At 69.2% G+C, this 15,643-nt stretch carries 16 protein-coding genes and 3 pseudogenes; 5 read left to right on the top strand and 14 right to left on the bottom strand.

Going from position 1 to position 15,643, the window contains the following annotated elements:
- Nucleotides 1-4 precede the first annotated feature (4 nt).
- The 5 genes from kdpB to BLT28_RS04865 all read right to left on the bottom strand — a co-directional run bounded on the left by kdpB (nucleotide 5) and on the right by BLT28_RS04865 (nucleotide 4,979).
- Nucleotides 5-2,065 (bottom strand): potassium-transporting ATPase subunit KdpB, encoded by a 2,061-nt coding sequence (kdpB, locus tag BLT28_RS04885; protein WP_030432227.1) that lies wholly within the window; start codon nucleotides 2,063-2,065, stop codon nucleotides 5-7.
- The gene (kdpA, locus tag BLT28_RS04880; protein ID WP_030432228.1) at nucleotides 2,062-3,684 is read right to left on the bottom strand and encodes a potassium-transporting ATPase subunit KdpA; all 1,623 of its coding nucleotides are present in this window, start codon (nucleotides 3,682-3,684) and stop codon (nucleotides 2,062-2,064) included. The genes kdpB and kdpA overlap by 4 nt, the downstream gene beginning before the upstream one ends.
- On the bottom strand, nucleotides 3,684-3,785 hold the full coding sequence (gene kdpF / locus BLT28_RS04875; RefSeq protein WP_030432229.1) for a K(+)-transporting ATPase subunit F: 102 nt from the start codon (nucleotides 3,783-3,785) through the stop codon (nucleotides 3,684-3,686). Before kdpF ends, kdpA begins: the two co-directional genes overlap by 1 nt.
- Nucleotides 3,782-3,934, bottom strand: coding sequence for a hypothetical protein (locus BLT28_RS39760; protein ID WP_156051476.1), 153 nt, complete (start codon nucleotides 3,932-3,934; stop codon nucleotides 3,782-3,784). Before BLT28_RS39760 ends, kdpF begins: the two co-directional genes overlap by 4 nt.
- A gap of 670 nt (nucleotides 3,935-4,604) precedes the next feature.
- The gene (locus BLT28_RS04865; protein WP_322789368.1) at nucleotides 4,605-4,979 is read right to left on the bottom strand and encodes an FAD-dependent monooxygenase; all 375 of its coding nucleotides are present in this window, start codon (nucleotides 4,977-4,979) and stop codon (nucleotides 4,605-4,607) included.
- On the opposite strand from BLT28_RS04865, the gene BLT28_RS04860 reads away from it, so the two are divergent.
- Nucleotides 4,867-5,436 carry an NACHT domain-containing protein gene (locus tag BLT28_RS04860; protein WP_322789367.1) on the top strand — a complete coding sequence of 190 codons (570 nt, stop codon included), beginning with the start codon at nucleotides 4,867-4,869 and terminating at the stop codon, nucleotides 5,434-5,436. The genes BLT28_RS04865 and BLT28_RS04860 overlap by 113 nt on opposite strands.
- On the opposite strand, the gene BLT28_RS41685 is transcribed toward BLT28_RS04860, so the two are convergent.
- From BLT28_RS41685 to BLT28_RS04845, 3 genes and pseudogenes are all read right to left on the bottom strand, one after another.
- On the bottom strand, nucleotides 5,414-5,881 hold the full coding sequence (locus BLT28_RS41685) for a VanZ family protein (protein WP_231950622.1): 468 nt from the start codon (nucleotides 5,879-5,881) through the stop codon (nucleotides 5,414-5,416). The genes BLT28_RS04860 and BLT28_RS41685 overlap by 23 nt on opposite strands.
- 292 nt (nucleotides 5,882-6,173) lie before the next feature.
- Nucleotides 6,174-6,605 (bottom strand): annotated as a pseudogene (locus BLT28_RS04850) (ISL3 family transposase); the annotation flags it as partial.
- Nucleotide 6,606: 1 nt separating this feature from the next.
- Nucleotides 6,607-7,332, bottom strand: coding sequence for an SDR family oxidoreductase (locus BLT28_RS04845; protein ID WP_030432232.1), 726 nt, complete (start codon nucleotides 7,330-7,332; stop codon nucleotides 6,607-6,609).
- A gap of 97 nt (nucleotides 7,333-7,429) precedes the next feature.
- On the opposite strand from BLT28_RS04845, the gene BLT28_RS04840 reads away from it, so the two are divergent.
- Nucleotides 7,430-8,299 (top strand): LysR family transcriptional regulator, encoded by an 870-nt coding sequence (locus tag BLT28_RS04840; RefSeq protein WP_030432233.1) that lies wholly within the window; start codon nucleotides 7,430-7,432, stop codon nucleotides 8,297-8,299.
- Between the two features lie 138 nt (nucleotides 8,300-8,437).
- Here BLT28_RS04840 and BLT28_RS04835 read toward each other — a convergent pair whose 3' ends face one another.
- Both BLT28_RS04835 and BLT28_RS04830 read right to left on the bottom strand, forming a co-directional pair.
- A complete protein-coding gene (locus BLT28_RS04835) occupies nucleotides 8,438-10,939 on the bottom strand; it encodes an excinuclease ABC subunit UvrA (protein WP_231950620.1) in 2,502 nt (833 codons plus the stop codon).
- 166 nt (nucleotides 10,940-11,105) lie between these two features.
- Entirely contained in the window at nucleotides 11,106-11,438 is a 333-nt protein-coding gene (locus BLT28_RS04830) for an HNH endonuclease family protein (RefSeq protein ID WP_081900645.1), read from the bottom strand.
- On the opposite strand from BLT28_RS04830, the pseudogene BLT28_RS42775 reads away from it, so the two are divergent.
- The 3 genes and pseudogenes from BLT28_RS42775 to BLT28_RS41680 all read left to right on the top strand — a co-directional run.
- Nucleotides 11,416-11,550 (top strand): annotated as a pseudogene (locus BLT28_RS42775) (pentapeptide repeat-containing protein); the annotation flags it as partial. The gene BLT28_RS04830 and the pseudogene BLT28_RS42775 sit on opposite strands and share 23 nt — an antisense overlap.
- A gap of 13 nt (nucleotides 11,551-11,563) precedes the next feature.
- Nucleotides 11,564-11,662: pseudogene (locus BLT28_RS42770) on the top strand (pentapeptide repeat-containing protein); the annotation flags it as partial.
- A gap of 98 nt (nucleotides 11,663-11,760) precedes the next feature.
- Entirely contained in the window at nucleotides 11,761-12,801 is a 1,041-nt protein-coding gene (locus tag BLT28_RS41680) for a hypothetical protein (RefSeq protein WP_156051478.1), read from the top strand.
- A gap of 36 nt (nucleotides 12,802-12,837) precedes the next feature.
- Here the strand turns inward: BLT28_RS41680 and BLT28_RS42400 are convergent, their stop codons facing one another.
- From BLT28_RS42400 to BLT28_RS42395, 4 genes are all read right to left on the bottom strand, one after another.
- Nucleotides 12,838-13,140, bottom strand: a complete 303-nt coding sequence (locus tag BLT28_RS42400) for a helix-turn-helix domain-containing protein (protein ID WP_030432237.1) — start codon at nucleotides 13,138-13,140, stop codon at nucleotides 12,838-12,840.
- A 136-nt stretch (nucleotides 13,141-13,276) separates the two neighbouring features.
- Entirely contained in the window at nucleotides 13,277-14,131 is an 855-nt protein-coding gene (locus BLT28_RS04810; protein WP_030432238.1) for a DUF4253 domain-containing protein, read from the bottom strand.
- Between the two features lie 384 nt (nucleotides 14,132-14,515).
- Nucleotides 14,516-15,034 (bottom strand): enoyl-CoA hydratase/isomerase family protein, encoded by a 519-nt coding sequence (locus BLT28_RS04805; RefSeq protein ID WP_052407887.1) that lies wholly within the window; start codon nucleotides 15,032-15,034, stop codon nucleotides 14,516-14,518.
- 36 nt (nucleotides 15,035-15,070) lie between these two features.
- Entirely contained in the window at nucleotides 15,071-15,199 is a 129-nt protein-coding gene (locus BLT28_RS42395; RefSeq protein WP_269459631.1) for a hypothetical protein, read from the bottom strand.
- Between the last annotated feature and the right edge of the window lie 444 nt (nucleotides 15,200-15,643).

Here is a 15,643-nt window from a genome sequence, read left to right as displayed (position 1 = left end):
GTCCTCACCCGATTCCGGGGATCAGTCGCACGAGCAGGTCGATGAGCCAGATCCCGGCGAACGGGGTCACGACGCCTCCGAGGCCGTAGATCAGCAGGTTGCGCCGCAGCAGCGCCGCCGCGCTGGAGGGCTTGTACCGCACTCCGCGCAGCGCGAGCGGGATCAGCACCACGATGATCAGCGCGTTGAAGATCACCGCGGACAGGATCGCCGACTGCGGCGTGGCCAGCCCCATGATGTTGAGCAGGCCCAGCTGCGGGTAGATGGCGGCGAACATGGCGGGCAGGATCGCGAAGTACTTCGCCAGGTCGTTGGCGATGCTGAAGGTGGTCAGCGCGCCGCGGGTGATCAGCAGCTGCTTGCCGATCTCGACGATCTCGATCAGCTTGGTCGGGTCGGAGTCCAGGTCCACCATGTTCCCGGCCTCCTTGGCGGCCGAGGTCCCGGTGTTCATCGCCACCCCGACGTCGGCCTGCGCGAGCGCCGGTGCGTCGTTGGTGCCGTCCCCGGTCATCGCGACGAGCTTGCCGCCCTCCTGCTCCGTGCGGATCAGCGCCATCTTGTCCTCGGGCTTGGCCTCGGCCAGGAAGTCGTCCACCCCCGCCTCGGCCGCGATCGCTTTGGCGGTCAACGGGTTGTCGCCGGTGACCATGACCGTGCGGATGCCCATCGCGCGCAGCTCGGCGAAGCGTTCCTTCATGCCGGGTTTGACCACGTCGGAGAGCCGGATCACGCCGAGCACCCGGTCGTTCTCCGCGACGACGAGCGGTGTGCCGCCCTCGGCGCTGATCTCGTCGACGATCCGCTGCGTCTCGTCGGAGACGGTGAAGCCGCTCGCCGCCCCCTTGCGGATGCTCCTGCCGCCGAGGTCGATCCCGGACATCCGGGTCTGGGCGGTGAACGGCACGAACTCGCCGGTCTTCTCGTGGTCGGTCGGCTCGGCGGAGCGGCCGTAGCGCTCGGCGCACAGCTCGACCACGCTGCGGCCCTCGGGCGTGCCGTCGGCGAGACTCGACAACCGCACCGCGTCGACCAGGGTTTCCATGGCGGTGCCGTCGACCGGGATGAACTCCGTCGCCCTGCGGTTGCCCCAGGTGATCGTCCCGGTCTTGTCCAGCAGCAGCGTGTCGATGTCGCCCGCGGCTTCGACGGCGCGGCCGGACTTGGCCAGCACGTTGCGCTGCACCAGCCGGTCCATGCCCGCGATGCCGATCGCCGACAGCAGCGCGCCGATCGTGGTCGGGATCAGGCAGACCAGCAAGGCCGTCAGCACGATCACCGACTGCTCGCCGCCGGAGTAGATCGCGAAGGGCTGCAACGCCAGCACGGCGAGCATGAAGATGATCGTCAGCGTGGACAGCAGGATGGTCAGGGCGATCTCGTTCGGCGTCTTCTGCCGCTCCGCGCCCTCCACCAACGCGATCATCCTGTCCACGAAGGACTCGCCGGGCTTGGTGGTGATCTTCACGACGATGCGGTCGGAGAGCACGGTGGTGCCGCCGGTGACGGAGGAGCGGTCGCCGCCGGACTCGCGGATGACCGGGGCGGACTCGCCGGTGATCGCCGACTCGTCCACGGTGGCGATGCCCTCGACCACGTCGCCGTCGCCGGGGATCACCTCACCCGCCTCCACGACCACCAGGTCGCCGATGCGCAGCTCGGTCCCTGGGACGCGTTCCTCGCCGGTGTCGGTGAGGCGGCGCGCGACCGAGTCCTTCTTGGTCTTGCGCAGCGACTCCGCCTGCGCCTTGCCGCGGCCTTCGGCGACGGCCTCGGCGAGGTTGGCGAACAGCACGGTGAACCACAGCCACACCGCGACCGCGATGGTGAACCCGCTCGGTTCGGCGATGGCGAACGCGGTCACCAGCAGCGAGCCGGCCCACACCACGAACATCACGGGGTTGCGCAACTGGTAGCGCGGGTGGAACTTGCGCAGCGCGTCCGGCAGCGAGGTCAGCAGCTGCTTGGGGTTGAACACGCCCGCGGCGACCTGGTGTCCCAGGTTCTCCGCGTGGCGGTGGCGGATCTCCTCAGGAGTCCGCTGTGGACGTTCGGTGGTGGTCACAGCAATGCCTCCGCGATGGGGCCGAGTGCGAGAGCGGGAACGAAGGTCAGTGCGGCGACCAGCACGATGCTGCCCGCCAGCAGCGTGCCGAACAGCGGCCCGGTGGTGGGCAGCGTTCCCGCGGTGGCGGGAACCTTGCGCTGTTCCGCGAGGAAACCGGCCAAGGCGAGCACGGCGATGATCGGCACGAACCGGCCGAGCGCCATGCACACGCCCAGCGACGCCTGGAACCAGTCGTTGGTGACCGTGATGCCGGCGAACGCGCTGCCGTTGTTGTTCGAGGCCGACGCGTAGGCGTAGAGGATCTCCGACAGGCCGTGCTCGCCGGGGTTGTTCAGCGCCGCGCCGGTGCTGGGCAGGATCGCCGCGATCCCCGCGCCGATCAACAGCACGGTCGGCATGGCGAGGATCGAGACCGCCGCGGCGGTGACCTCCTTGCGGCCCAGCTTCTTGCCGAGGTACTCGGGCGTGCGGCCGACCATGAGGCCCGCCAGGAACATCGCGATCACCGCCATCACCAGGATGCTGTAGAGGCCGGTGCCCACACCGCCCGGCGTCATCTCGCCGAAGAGCATGTTGAGCATCGCCCCGCCTCCGCCGAGCCCGGTGAAGCTGTCGTGCATCGCGTTCACCGCGCCGGTCGAGGTGCCCGTCGTGGCGTTGGCGAACAACGCCGAGGAGGGAATCCCGAAGCGGACCTCCTTGCCCTCCAAGGGACGCAGCCCGTTCGCCTCGGCCACCCAGATCACCGCGAGCATCGCCGACCACAACGCGCCCATCACGCCCAGCAGCACGTGGCCCTGCTTGCGGTCACCGACCATCGTGCCGAAGGTGCGGGTCAGCGACACCGGGATGAGGAGGATCAGGAAGATCTCGATCAGGTTCGACCACGCGTTCGGGTTCTCGAACGGATGCGCGGAGTTGGCGTTGAGCACGCCACCGCCGTTGGTGCCCAGTTCCTTGATGGCTTCCTGACTGGCGACCGGCGCCGTGGCCACGGTCTGCCCGTCGACGGAGACACCGGCCTTGAGGCTCATCACCACGCCAGTGGCGACCAGCACGATCGCGAACACGAACGCGATCGGCAGCAGAATGCGGGTGGTGCCGCGCACCAGGTCGACCCAGAAGTTGCCCAGCCGGTCGGCCTTGCTGCGGACGAACCCGCGCACCAGCGCGACCGCGACGGCCATGCCCACGGCAGCCGAGACGAAGTTCTGCACCGTCAGCCCGGCCATCTGCACCGTGTGACCCAGAACCGTCTCGGGCACATAGGACTGCCAGTTCGTGTTGGTCACGAAGCTGATCGCGGTGTTGAACGCCATCCCCGGCGGCACCGCGCCGCGGTCGTAGGCGAACGGCAGCAACGGCTGGACGCGCTGCAACACGTACAGCACGACCACACCCATGAAGGAGAAGCCCAGCACCCCCAACGCGTAGGTGCCCCAGCGCTGCTCGGACTCCGGGTCGATGCGCGCCACGCGGTAGATCGCGCGCTCCACCCGGCTGTGCTTGGTCCCGGTGTACACCCGCGCCATGTAGTCGCCGAACGGCCGGTACACCACGGCCAGGGCGAGGATCAACAGACCGACCTGCAAGAGGCCGGCCACAGTGGATGACATCAGAACTTCTCCGGCCTGATCAGCGCGACGAACAAGTAGATGATCAACAGCAGCGCGAGCACGCCGCCGACGGTGTTGGCCAGCAGGCCCGTCCCGCTCACAACCGCTCCAGTCCGCGCACGGTCAGCGCCAGCAGCAGGAACACACCGATCAGCAGCAACGCATAGGCCAGGTCGGCCATTGGCGTGCTCCCTTCCCGATCTCGAAGCGCCCCCTCCGTCGGCGGGCGCCGTCGCCGGAAAGGGTGCAAGAGGAAACCGGAGAATCGGGGAGGCCTGACGCGTCCTTGACACCCCTGATCGGGTCCTTTACGCGGTGTTGACGGCTCAGTCGGGTCCATGTCGTGCGCGTCACCCTCGCGTGATCCGCTCGTGATGCGCTGAACGGGGACAACCGGTCACCACGGGTGATGCGCGTGACGCGTCAAGATTGCGTTCGGACGGGCCGGGACGGTGCGCGCAAACCGCACCATGTCGCCATGGCTCCCCCACCACCGAACGACCTCCGGATACCGCGCACGGCGAGCGGCACCGGCTGACCGTCGTCGGCGGCCTTGCCGCCCTGTCCCTGGACGCGATGGCCTCCGTCGCCTACGGGCCCGAGGCGATCGTCCTGGCGGGTGGGACCGGGCTCGGCTGGACGATCCCGGTGACCGTGTCGATCGCGCTGCTGCTGCTCGCCGTGCTCACCCTGTCCTCCCGGCAGGTCATCGCCGCGTTTCCCGATGGCGGTGGGGCTTACGGGGTGGCCCGTGCGTACCTGGGCAGGCGGGCGTCCCTGGTCACGGCACTGACATCGGCCTTCCCCGAACTGCTGCCGTACGCGGTGTGGTCGTGCCTCGTTGTTCTCGCAGTGGTGACCGCGGTCAACCTCCGCGGCATCGCGCACAGCGCGCGGGCGTTCGTCATCCCCACGGTGATCTACGTCGGCTCGATCGCCGCGGTGATCGTCTTCGGCCTGCTGCGCGGTGAACCGGCCGTCGCCAAGCCTCCCGGCACCGCCGACAGCCTGCAGACCGCGGGAATCCTGTTGCTGCTCCGCTGCGGAACCATCATCGTGCAGACCGGGTTGTGCGCCAGGTCGCTGAGGTCGAACGGGCACGCGCCGAACACGAAACGCGGTGTCGGCTCCGGAATGGCACCCGGCGACGTCAGCCGCTCGTACAGCCCGCGCCGGTCGAGCATGCGAATGACCTGGCCGACCAGGCCGTTGGCGCGCTGCACACCCGAGAGGTCGGTGAGTCGTTCCAGCACGAGCGAGCGCACTCCGGCAAGGGCGGGCTCGCAGGCCAGCATCAGACCATTGGGTCCAGCACCGGCGATGATGACGTCGGCGTGTTTCGCGCTTGGCAACCTCAAGGGCTGCGGTGACGCTGACGGCATACCGGTCGAGGCCGCGATCGGCAGCGGGACCCGGGTTCTGCTGCGCGGTGATGCGGGGTCGGGCAAGACCACGTTGCTGCACTGGCTCGCGGTCCGCGCGGCACGAGCGCAGCTGAGTGGGGCGCTGGCGGAGTGGAACGACTGCGTGCCTTTCGTCATCCTCCTACGCACACGCGGCCGGAGCCAGGAAAGAGTGGGCTGCGCGGCAGACTCGTGGCTGTACAGGTCGCCGAGCTTACCCAGAGCAGAATCGAGGCTGCGGCGGTCAGTGAACACGCGGTCACATCCCACGGCATACGACAGCCGAGGACTGACCGATGTGCCACCGCGGCGCCGCAGGACGCGGGTCAATGCCAGCGGAATCGGTTGATAAAAACAGCAACAGCAGGCACCCGGGACAACGCGGCGAACAAGCCGACACCCAGCACACCGCCGATCACATTGGAGAGCAGATCGTTCACATCGGCGACATGGCCACCGCCCAAGAGGTTGTCAGTGACGAACTGGGTCAGCTCGATCGCCAGACTGAACGCCGCTGCCACGGCCACCACGCGCCACCAGGATGCTGTGGCCAGGAGTAGCGGCACAAGTATCCCAACAGGCACGAAGACCAGGATGTTCTTCACCGCGTCGCCGACCTCGTAGTCCACGAGCGGCTCGAAGTAGAACTTCCATTGCGGGGTGAAGGCGGGCTTGTTCAAATAGATTGGGAATACTGTGTTCGCGACGACTCCGGCGGAGTAGACGCAGAGTGCGAACGCGACGGCGGCACGTGGCACCGACAGGCGGCCGCGGCTGCGCAGGTACCACAACATGGCCAGGAAGATCACTGCCGCGGCGGGAACTACCACCGGAAGTACCGGGACCTCGCGAAACACTTCGTATCGCTTCCTTCGGCGAGTTGCAGCGCCACGCGCATCCGCGCGGCGGGGTCTGGATTACTGATGGCTTTACCGTAGATGTCTTCACTGCGCGCGATCGAAGGCAGACCGCCGTTGCTAGTCGTGCTGTGGCCGCTCGTCCGGGGTGATGAGTTCTTCGCGCTGCAGGGGGGTTGGATGTGCCGGGACGGTCGAAGAAGGCCAACACATCGACGGTCGGCGAACAGCGCGGCGAGTCGGTGAGCAGGCCGGCGCCGGTGTGCAGCGTCCGCCGCGACTTGTCGAGCGGGTCGTCGGCGAACCCGCAGTGGCCGTGGAACGCGAGCTGGACCCGACGCCGGCACTTGTCGAGGGCGTCAGCGGCAAGGCGGATCACGTGGAAGGGGTCCATGACCGCGACCGTGTCGGGCAACTCCTCGGCGGTGGCGGTCTTGAAGCCGGTGAACCCGTCCATCGCGACGACCTCCACTCCGTCGCGCCAGGCTTCGCCGCTGTCGGCGAGTCATGTCTTGAACGCCTGCTTGGAGCGGCCCTCGACCATGTCGAGCAGCCAGGCTGAGCCGGTCTGGTCGCGAATCCCGGTCAGGTCGGTGATCACGGTGACGTACTTGTCGCCGCGGCGGGTGTGGCGCCACACGTGCTCATCGACACCGATCAGGTCACCAGGGCACGGGGCCGGAGTCGTCGAACAGGCCGCCGGTGGGGCCGTCGTCGGGGAGGGTCGCGAGGTGGATGGCGATGCGGGCGCCATCCTCGGGGGTACGGGTGCCCTGGAAGCCGTTGAGGGCGGTGGCGACGTAGCCCGGGCAGGCGCCGTTGACCTTGATAGGGGTGTCGCGGAGTTCCTTGGCGTACTGGACGGTGACCGCGTTCAGGAAGGTCTTCGACGGGGCGTACGCGCCGCTCACGCCGCCCAGGTCCACCTCCGGGGTGGTCTGCAGGGCCAGGGAGGCGACGTGGCTGGACTGGTTGACGATCCTCGGGTGGGCGGAGCGGTGCAGGAGGGGCAGCAGGGCGTTGGTGACCCGGATGACGCCGATGACGTTGGTCTCCACGACCGCCCGCACGTTGGCCGGGGTGACCGACGAGGGTGCGTCCGGCCAGGTGCCCGCCGTGCCCGCGTTGTTGACCAGGACGTCCAGGCCGCCCTCCTGATCGGCCAGCTGGGTGGCGGCGGCCGTCACGCTCGCGTCGTCGGTCACGTCCAGGGGGACGGGGAAGGCGTCCACGCCGGCCGCGCGCAGCTTGGCCACCGCCTCGGTCAGGCTTCCGGCGTTCCGGGCGCCGATGCCGACGCGGTGCCCCCGGGCGCCCAGGCCCGCCGCGATCTCATAGCCGATGCCCGTGTTCGCGCCGGTGACCAGCGCGATCGTCTTCTCACTCATGCCGTCGATCCTGGGCGGGGACCGGCCCAGAACCAACACCGATCGGGTGCGGCAGCGATACCCGAGCGCTATCGATGCCGGGCAGTAGGCTGCGCCGGTGGAGACGCGGGAGTTGCGGTACTTCGTCGCGGTGGCCGAGGAGCTGCACTTCGGCCGGGCCGCCGACCGCCTGGGCATCGCGCAGCCGCCGCTGTCCCGGACCATCACCCTGCTCGAGCACCGGCTCGGCGTCACCCTGTTCGAGCGCACCAGCCGCAGCGTCCGGCTGACCGAGGCCGGGGCGGTGCTGCTGGCCGAGGGCCGCCGGATCCTCGGCTCGCTCGCCTCAGCCGAACGGCACACCCGGCGGGCCGCGACCGGGCGGCCCGCGCTCGTGCTGGCCGCCAAAACCGGGGCCTCCGGCGAGCTGCTGGCGAAGCTGCTCGACAGCTACGCCGCCGAGCCCGGCGCGGTCGAGGTCGACCTGCTGCTGTGCGAGTCCCAGCCCCAGCGCGCGCTGCACGACGGCCGCGCCGACGTGGCGCTGCTGCACCTGCCCTTCGACACCACCGCCGGGCTCGACACCGAGGTCCTGCACACCGAGGGGCAGATCGCGGTGCTGCCCACCTCGCACCCGATGGCCCGCGCGCCCCGGCTGCGGACCGCGGAGATCAGCTCGCTGCCGGACCTGCCGCTGCCCCGGTGGCCCGCCCCGGACGGCACCTACCCCGACGGATCCGGGATCGAGGTGCACAACCAGATGCAGCTGTTCCAGATGATCGCGCTCGGCCGGAGCTCCGCGGTCCTGCCCGAGTCCTGCCGCGCCAACCTGCCCGAGGGCCTGGCCGCGGTGCCGGTGCTGGACGCGCCACCGGTGACGACCGTGCTCGCCTGGCCGCCGCACAGCCGGTCCCGGGCGCTGGCCGGGCTGGTGCGGGTGGCCACCAGCGGACTGTCAGTGCCGCGCGGACAATCCTCGGCACGGTGATGGACGAGACGACCGTCCAGGCGGTGGCCGCGGCACGGGCCAAAATGCTGCCGACCACACACCAGAACTACGAGAAGCCCTGAACAACGAATTGCAGGACACGACCTAGCCGCACGGGAACTACAGTGGCGCCTTGCATCAACGACGGCGGGTTCCGGTGCACCGGCTGCCACTGAGCGCGGGTGATTCCCCGAGCAACGGCTGACCGGTCGCGTACCGGCGGAGGTAGGCGGCGGTCGGGGTGTCGGACTTCGCGACGGTCTCGGGTGTGCCCTCCGCGAGGATCGCGCCGCCGTCGGGACCGGCTCCGGGCCCGAGATCGATGACCCAGTCCGCGGACGCGGCGACGGGGATGTCGTGTTCGGCGATGACCACGGTGTTGCCGGAGTCCAGCAGCACGTCCAGCGCGTCCACCACGCGCTGGACGTCGGAGGGGTGCAGACCGGAGACGGGTTCGTCGACCACGACGAGCCCGGCGCCGCGCCCGGCGCCGCGTTGGATCGCCGACGCCAGTTTCAGCCGCTGGGCCTCACCGCCGGAGAGTTCGGTGGCGCTTTGGCCGAGCTGGAGGTAGCCGAGCCCGACCTGGTTCAGCGCCCCCAAGGTCTCGGAGAGTTGACGCGGCTCGGTGAGGCGCTCCACCGCCTCGGCGACGGTCAGCTCCAGCACCTGGTCGACGGTCAGCCCCTGGTAGGTGATCTCCAGGGCGTCCTTGCGGTAGCGGCGCCCCTCGCACGCGTCGCACACCACCCACACGTCCGGCAGGAAGTGCATGTCGACGAGCTTGCGCCCGTAGCCGGTGCAGGTGTCGCAGCGCCCACCGCCGGCCGTGTTGAAGCTGAACCAGGACGCGGTGAGCCCGCGCTCGCGCGCCGCGTCGGTTCCGGCGAAAAGCCCTCGCACGACGTCGAAAGCCTTGCTGTAGGTGGCGGGGTTGGAACGAGGCGTCCGCCCGAGCGGTTCCTGATCGACGACGGCGACCCAGTCGAGGCCGTCGAGGCCGCGCACCTCGCGCACCACGTCGGTCGGCGTGCCGTTCAGGGCAGCCGTGACGCCGGCTCCGAGCGCGCTGAGCAGGCTGCTCTTGCCGCTGCCGCTCACCCCGGTCAGGCAGGTGAGCCGCTTGGTGGGAAAGCGCACCAGCTCCGCCATCACGTTGTGCGTGCGCAGACCGCGCAGCTCCACCCAGCCGGTTTCCCTTGCCGCGCGCGGGGTCCGGCGCAGACGCGGTCCTGCTCCCGCGAGGTAGCGGCCGGTCAGCGACTCCGGGTGGGCGGCGACGTCGGAGGGCGGGCCCGACACCAGGACCTCACCGCCGTGGCGGCCCGCGCCGGGCCCCATGTCGATCACCCAGTCGGCTCGGGCGATCAGCTCGGGGTCGTGCTCGACGAGCAGCACCGTGTTGCCCGCCTCGCGCAGGTCGAGCGCGATGTCGAGCAGCTGCGCCTTGTCCGCGGGGTGCAGCCCGTTGCCGGGTTCGTCGAGCACGAAGACGATGCCGCTGAGCTCGGTGCTCAGCTGCGCGGCGAGGCGGGTCCGTTGCAGCTCGCCACCGGAGAGCGTCGCCGCGCTCCTGGAGAGCTGGAGGTGGGCCAGGCCGAGCCGGGCGAGGATGCCGAGCCTGCGGTCGAGGTCCTGCACCAGCGGCTCCCCCACGTCGCGCCGCCGCGCGTCCAGCTCGTCGGCCACGCGCCGCGCCCACTCGCGGACCTGCCGCACCTCGACCTCGATCAGCTCCGGATAGGACACCCCGCCGAGCAGCACGGACCGCGCCGCCGCGTCGAAACCGCTTCCGGCACAAGCACCGCAGGGCTGCTTGCGCATGTAGCGGAGGTAGCGCTGCTTCGCGCTGGAGGTCTTGGCGTTGACGAACACCCGCTCCACCTCGGCCAGCGCGCCCTTCAGCGGCTGGTTCCAGGTGAAGGTCATCTGCGCCGTCTCGTGCTTGTTCGGAACATCAACGCAGGCAACGACTTTCTCATCGCCGGTGCCGTGCAGCACGGCATGCCGGAACTCCTCCGGCAGCGACCGCCACGGCTTACCGAGGTCCACGCCGCGCTTCTCCGCGAGCGCGGGCACGAACGCATGCTCCCCCGACCGCCACTTCTCGAACCACGGCGACGCGCCCTCGAACAGCGGCAGCTCGGGGTGCGTGACGATCAGCTCCTCGCTCGCCTGCCAGCGCCCGCCGACACCGTGGCACTCCGCGCAGCCGCCCTCGGGCGTGTTGCGGTCGAAGTGCGAGGTGGTGAGGTGCGAGTCCCCGTCGATGCCGGGCAACCGCGAGTACAACAGCCCCAGGTGCCCGTCGATGCCGGTGATCGTCGCGACCGTGGAGCGCGGGTTGCGGTTGAGGCGGCGCTGGTCGACCGCCAGCGTCGCCCCGAGCCCGAGCACCCGGTCCACCTTCGGCCGGTTCCGCTGAGTGATGTACTGCCGCACGAACGGCGAAAGCCCCTCCAGATACCGCAGCTGGGCCTCGTTGTGCAGCGTGTCGACGGCCAGCGAGGTCTTGCCGCTGCCGCTCACCCCGGTGAAGGCGACCAGGTGCCCCTTGGGAATGCTCACGGACACATCGCGCAGGTTGTTCGTGCGAGCACCGATCACGTCGATGGTCCCGCTGTTCTCAGGGCTTCTCACGGAATCCATCGTCTCCGTGAAACCTGACAACCCGTGTCAGCCTTTCCCGGCGACCGCTGTTCCCGCAATGTTCTGCCCCGCGCAGGCGATCGCCCGCACTGGAGACGGCGTGGCACGGGCAGCTCTTCGGGATGGGATCATTCAGCGCCGGTGATCTGCCCGGAAATCAGCACCGCGCCGTCGTCGACGGCGTGCAGGTGTCGAGCATCTCGACCAACGCCGCGCGCTCGGCTTCGGTGATGGTCAAGCCGTAGACAACCTTGACGTGTGTCCACGCTTTCGCGTACAGGCACCAGCTGTCGACTGCTGGTGATTTCCAGGTCGCCGGGGTCGGGTCTCCCTTGGCTCGGTTGGACTTCGCCGAGACGGCGATCAGCCGCGGCCGGGTGAGGTCGTTGGCGAACGCTCGGCGTTTGGCGGCATCCCAGGCCCACGCACCGGAGCGCCATCCGGCCGCGAGCGGGACGACGTGGTCGATGTCCACACTGGACGCTGCCACCCGCGCCGCCGGGCGTGACCTGCGCGATCAGGATTCGTCCGGCCACGACCTGCGCGACGCGGACCTCGGTTGGGCCGACCTGACCGGCGCGTGGCTGGTCGGCGCGGACCTCACGGGGAGCGAACCTGGCCGGAGCCACGCTGGTCGGGGCCGGGCTCGATCGGGCAACTCTGGTCGGTGCGGTGCTGAGCGGAGCCGACCTGACCGGCGCCGATCTCACCGACGCCCGCTTAATGGCCGCGACGCTGGACCGCGCAGTGCTCGCTCGGGCGACGGTGGCCCCATGGCCGGTTGAACCGGAATCGTTCCCTAGGATCCCATCGTGCGTACTCGTGGCCCGCGTCTTCCCATGGCCCTCGCGATGCTCTTCGTCGTCATGTCCTCGGCGTGCTCCAGCGTGGTCGCCGGTGTCGCCGAGCCCTCCGGGTCCGGTGCGTCGAGCGGGGGCGCCAAGGACAGCCAGCGGACCATCACCCTCGGTGACGTCCGCACCGTCGACGTGTGCGGCCTGACCCCCGTCGAGGCGCTGAGCAGCATCGGCCGCGTGGAGAACAGGGCCTCCATCTCCGGCGTCAACTCCTGTCAGCGGACGATCAACATCGAAGTCGACGCGGGCAGCGGGCAGAAGCGCGTTGTGGGCGTGCTCGACTACACGCTCACCCTCACGTCACCGATCGAGTCCGCGGAGTGGCTGAGGAAGAGCTATCCCACCGAGTTCTCCCAGGGGAGGCGGGGGGCGACCACGACCTACCAGGGCAAGACCGCCGACGGTGGCTGCATGCGCCTGGCGAACGCCGACCAGGGGCAGCTCCAGGTCGTGGTGAAGAAGCGCCGTCCGGAGACCCAGGGGGACGCGTGCGCGACCGCCGACGCCGCGTTCGACGCGGTGCTGGCGTCGGTGCTGTCCGACACCCCGATCCCGCGGCGCCCGACGGTGGCGAACTCGATCGTGAACCTCGACCCGTGCGCGCTCGTGACGCCCGAGATGGTGCGGGCCTCCTACACCAAGGAACTCCAGGCCAGCCCGCAGATCAGCGTGTTCTCGTGCGCCTTCGGCGGCCCCGGCCGCGGCATGGTGCTGGTCAAAGTGGCGCACATGCTCGTTCCGGGGCGCCTTCCGCTGTTCCCCGGAACCAAGGTGACGACCATCGCCGGGCGCCCCGCGACGGAGAACCTGATGGGGCCGCGATGCGTCGTCGAGCTGGGCCACATCGCGACCGATCCGCCCGCTGACGCCGAGCTTCCCTACTTGGAGTCGGTACACTTCCACTACACGACGCAGATCGACGACTCAGCGACCGCGTGCGAGCAGACCACCAAGCTCGCCGCCGCCGTCGCCGCGAAGTTGCCACCGATCTCCTGAGGGCTCCACGCTCTCCGGCGATCCAGTGGTAGAGCGCTACTGGTCCTTCCGGCGTGCGAAGTAGCTCAATGCTTTTCCCAGGACTTCCAGCTCCTCTTCCTTCTGCCGCAACTGCCGCTTCAACGCCGCGATCTCCGCCGCGCCACCGTCTTTGGCCCGAGGCTGCTGCGGGTCCCCGCCGCCGGTATGACTCTCGGACAACATCTTCCCCTCGTTGTTGGCCGCGGCCCGCACCCAGTCAGCCACCGTCGTCGGTGACAAGTCGAACTCCGAGGCGATATCGGAAAACGTTCGCCCGCCCCGACGGAACAACTCCACGATCTGCGCCTTGAACTCCATCCCAGAACGGGCGGTAGCCAACCTGATCTACTACCCGGCCCAGTCGATGACTGCCGGGCGTCACACGACACAAATGCACTCTCATGCCGATGAGGGGCTGCTCGGCCGAGCTCGGCACAGGGTCTGGTCGAGCTTGTCAGGGCCGGTTGTGCACGAACCACGCGTCACCGGCGGGCAAGGCAACCGCGACCTCCCACCGGCTCACGTCGAGGTTCTGGGCGAGCGCCTTGAGCTGGCCGGCCGCGGTCCACGCCTCGTCACCCGGTGCCGGGCGACGACCCACCTGGAACTGAAGCATGGTGCCCCACGACGCGACCAAGCGGGCGTCCCACCGGTGACGCCACTGCGCCAGCACCTCGGCGAGCTTGCGTTGGTACTCCTGGCCGAGGGCACCGTAGAAGTTCACCCAGTACCCCGAGCTGCGGACGTCGCTGGTGGGCAGCAACATGAGCAGGACGCTGTCAGGGGTGTACCAGTAGTCGGTCTGCGTCACGAACCGTGCGCTGCCAAGCACCTGGGCGTACAGGTCGGCGTCGGCGAGCAGCCGGTCGTACAGCGCCCGCTCCACCGCCTGGCGCGGAGCTGGCAGCGCCACATCCGACACCAGGGCCGTCAGGTCGACGCCGGCCATGCCACGCGCGTAGTACTCGACCTCGCTCTCGTCGACCTCGTCGTCCTCGCTGTAATGGCGGTAGACCAGCCAGGGCTCGGAAGACTCGGCCGCCTCGGCGAACGCGCGCAGTTCCGCCTCCGACGGGCCCGGTTCGGGCTCGGGGCGGATCCGCAGCGTGTCGTCGAAGTCGTCGGTGACCATGACGGGTCGGCGTCCGGTGACCGGCACCAGGGCTTCGGCAGCCTGCCAGGTCTCGTGCAGGCGGTGGGGGTCGATATCGGCGACGAGGACGGTGCCCGACGGGCCGTGCCCGATCGGCAGGCCAGCCAGTGCAGTGCCGACGAACGCCGCTTCGATGTGGTCGAGGTCGTTTCGCACTGTGGAAGTGTCTCCGATCATCGGCGTAACGCGGCGTGGAGGTGGGTCCGGGTGCACAGCAGGATCCGGCGAGCAACGCGTGCGGCCTCGCCCAGGTCTGGTCGCGGGGTTCCTCGTCGTGACCGGACTGACTGTCACCGCCCTGATGTCACGCGCAGAACCCGCCTTGACCAGCCCCTGACCCGTGAAACCCGAGAATTCTCCGACATACCAACCAGCTGGCGGACGACTGGACCGCAGCGCGCACACCTCCCGCTGGTCGAGCATGTGAATTGATCACGTGTCCGGCGTCCGCTCGTGCCGAAGTGCGAGCACCCGGTTCCAGTGGATTGTCCGAGGTTACGAGAGTGCCTGCCGTCTCGCGATCACTGATGCAGCAGGGCTTCAGGGACGGGACCCGATCGTCATGCTCAGGAGTTGGTGGGCGTAGGAGTCTCGGAGTTCGGCGACGAGACGACGCTGCCATGTCCGGCTGAGGATCCCATGGGTCGGGCGTCGGGCGGTGCGGGGCCTGGCCGTGACCTGGGTGGCCAGATCCAGCGCTCGGGGTAGCAGGTCGGCGCGTGGCAGGACCTCGTTCACCAAGCCGAGACGGTGTGCCTCATCGGCGGGAATGCCCTGGCCGGTGTAGACGACGTGGTTGGCGCGTTTCACACCGGCGAGTTCGCGCAGCGCCAGGTACATGCCGTCGCCTGGAACGGAGTCCGCGCGGAAGTTGCCGTCGCCGAAGACAACGTCCGGTGTGCAGAGGGTCAGGTCGCACAGCAGGGGAAGTTCCAGCCGCAGGCCGGGCCCGTTGATGGCCGCGATGGTGGGGACATCGAGATCGAAGACGAACCGTTCGAGGATCTTGACGCCGTCGTTGCACTGCTCGTCGATGAGGTCGCTGTCCCATTCGGACAATGGGCGGGCGAAGGAGCCGGCCTTGACACCGTCGACCTAGGACTCGCCGGCGCCGGTGATGACGATGACCTCGTTGTCCCGATCGGCGCCCACCTCTCGCAGGAGCAGGTTCCAGGCGTTGAGCAGCCCCCTGGACCAGCAGGCAGCCCGCCCGTGCCGATGCATGCGGATGGTGAGGCAGAGCTGTCAACTTCAACAATGACCTCAGCGCGCTGGCCGTCCTGGACCTGTCGCGCGTCGTGCTTGACAGCGGCAGCACCTACACCGGTATCGAGAGCCTGAAGGGCGACGTCCTTCGCGACGAGGCCCCGATGACGGTGAAGCCTCCACGACGCTGAACGCCTCACCGTGACGTCCGAGCAGAACATGCCCGTGGTGAGGGCAGCCCCGCTGCCCTCAGCACGTGGGGCCGGTCGAGCATGCCCGGAAGGTTCGCGAGCAGATCCTGCTGCGATCGGGGAGGGCCAGCGCACCCGGTCCATCAGCTACGTGGAGGCATACAGCGGTGCTCGCTGGAACACCTCGGCGTGTCGTCCCTTATTCCGGTCAAGAGCCACCAAACGCACCACGCGATCGGTGCGGCACAGGCACACCGCGTACCCGACCGGG

This window comes from Allokutzneria albata, from assembly GCF_900103775.1.
GTDB lineage: Bacteria > Actinomycetota > Actinomycetes > Mycobacteriales > Pseudonocardiaceae > Allokutzneria > Allokutzneria albata.
Note: the sequence above shows the minus strand (reverse complement) of the source record. Positions and strands in the feature narration are given on the sequence as shown.

Excerpts from the sequence above, each read along its gene's own strand:
- kdpA (WP_030432228.1), bottom strand. The coding sequence starts at position 3,684 with ATGTCATCCACTGTGGCCGGCCTCTTGCAGGTCGGTCTGTTGATCCTC.
- BLT28_RS41685 (WP_231950622.1), bottom strand. The coding sequence starts at position 5,881 with ATGTTGTGGTACCTGCGCAGCCGCGGCCGCCTGTCGGTGCCACGTGCC.
- BLT28_RS42400 (WP_030432237.1), bottom strand. The coding sequence starts at position 13,140 with ATGGAGTTCAAGGCGCAGATCGTGGAGTTGTTCCGTCGGGGCGGGCGA.
- BLT28_RS42395 (WP_269459631.1), bottom strand. The coding sequence starts at position 15,199 with ATGCATCGGCACGGGCGGGCTGCCTGCTGGTCCAGGGGGCTGCTCAAC.
- BLT28_RS04865 (WP_322789368.1), bottom strand. The coding sequence starts at position 4,979 with ATGCTGGCCTGCGAGCCCGCCCTTGCCGGAGTGCGCTCGCTCGTGCTG.
- BLT28_RS04845 (WP_030432232.1), bottom strand. The coding sequence starts at position 7,332 with ATGAGTGAGAAGACGATCGCGCTGGTCACCGGCGCGAACACGGGCATC.
- BLT28_RS04860 (WP_322789367.1), top strand. The coding sequence starts at position 4,867 with ATGCGAATGACCTGGCCGACCAGGCCGTTGGCGCGCTGCACACCCGAG.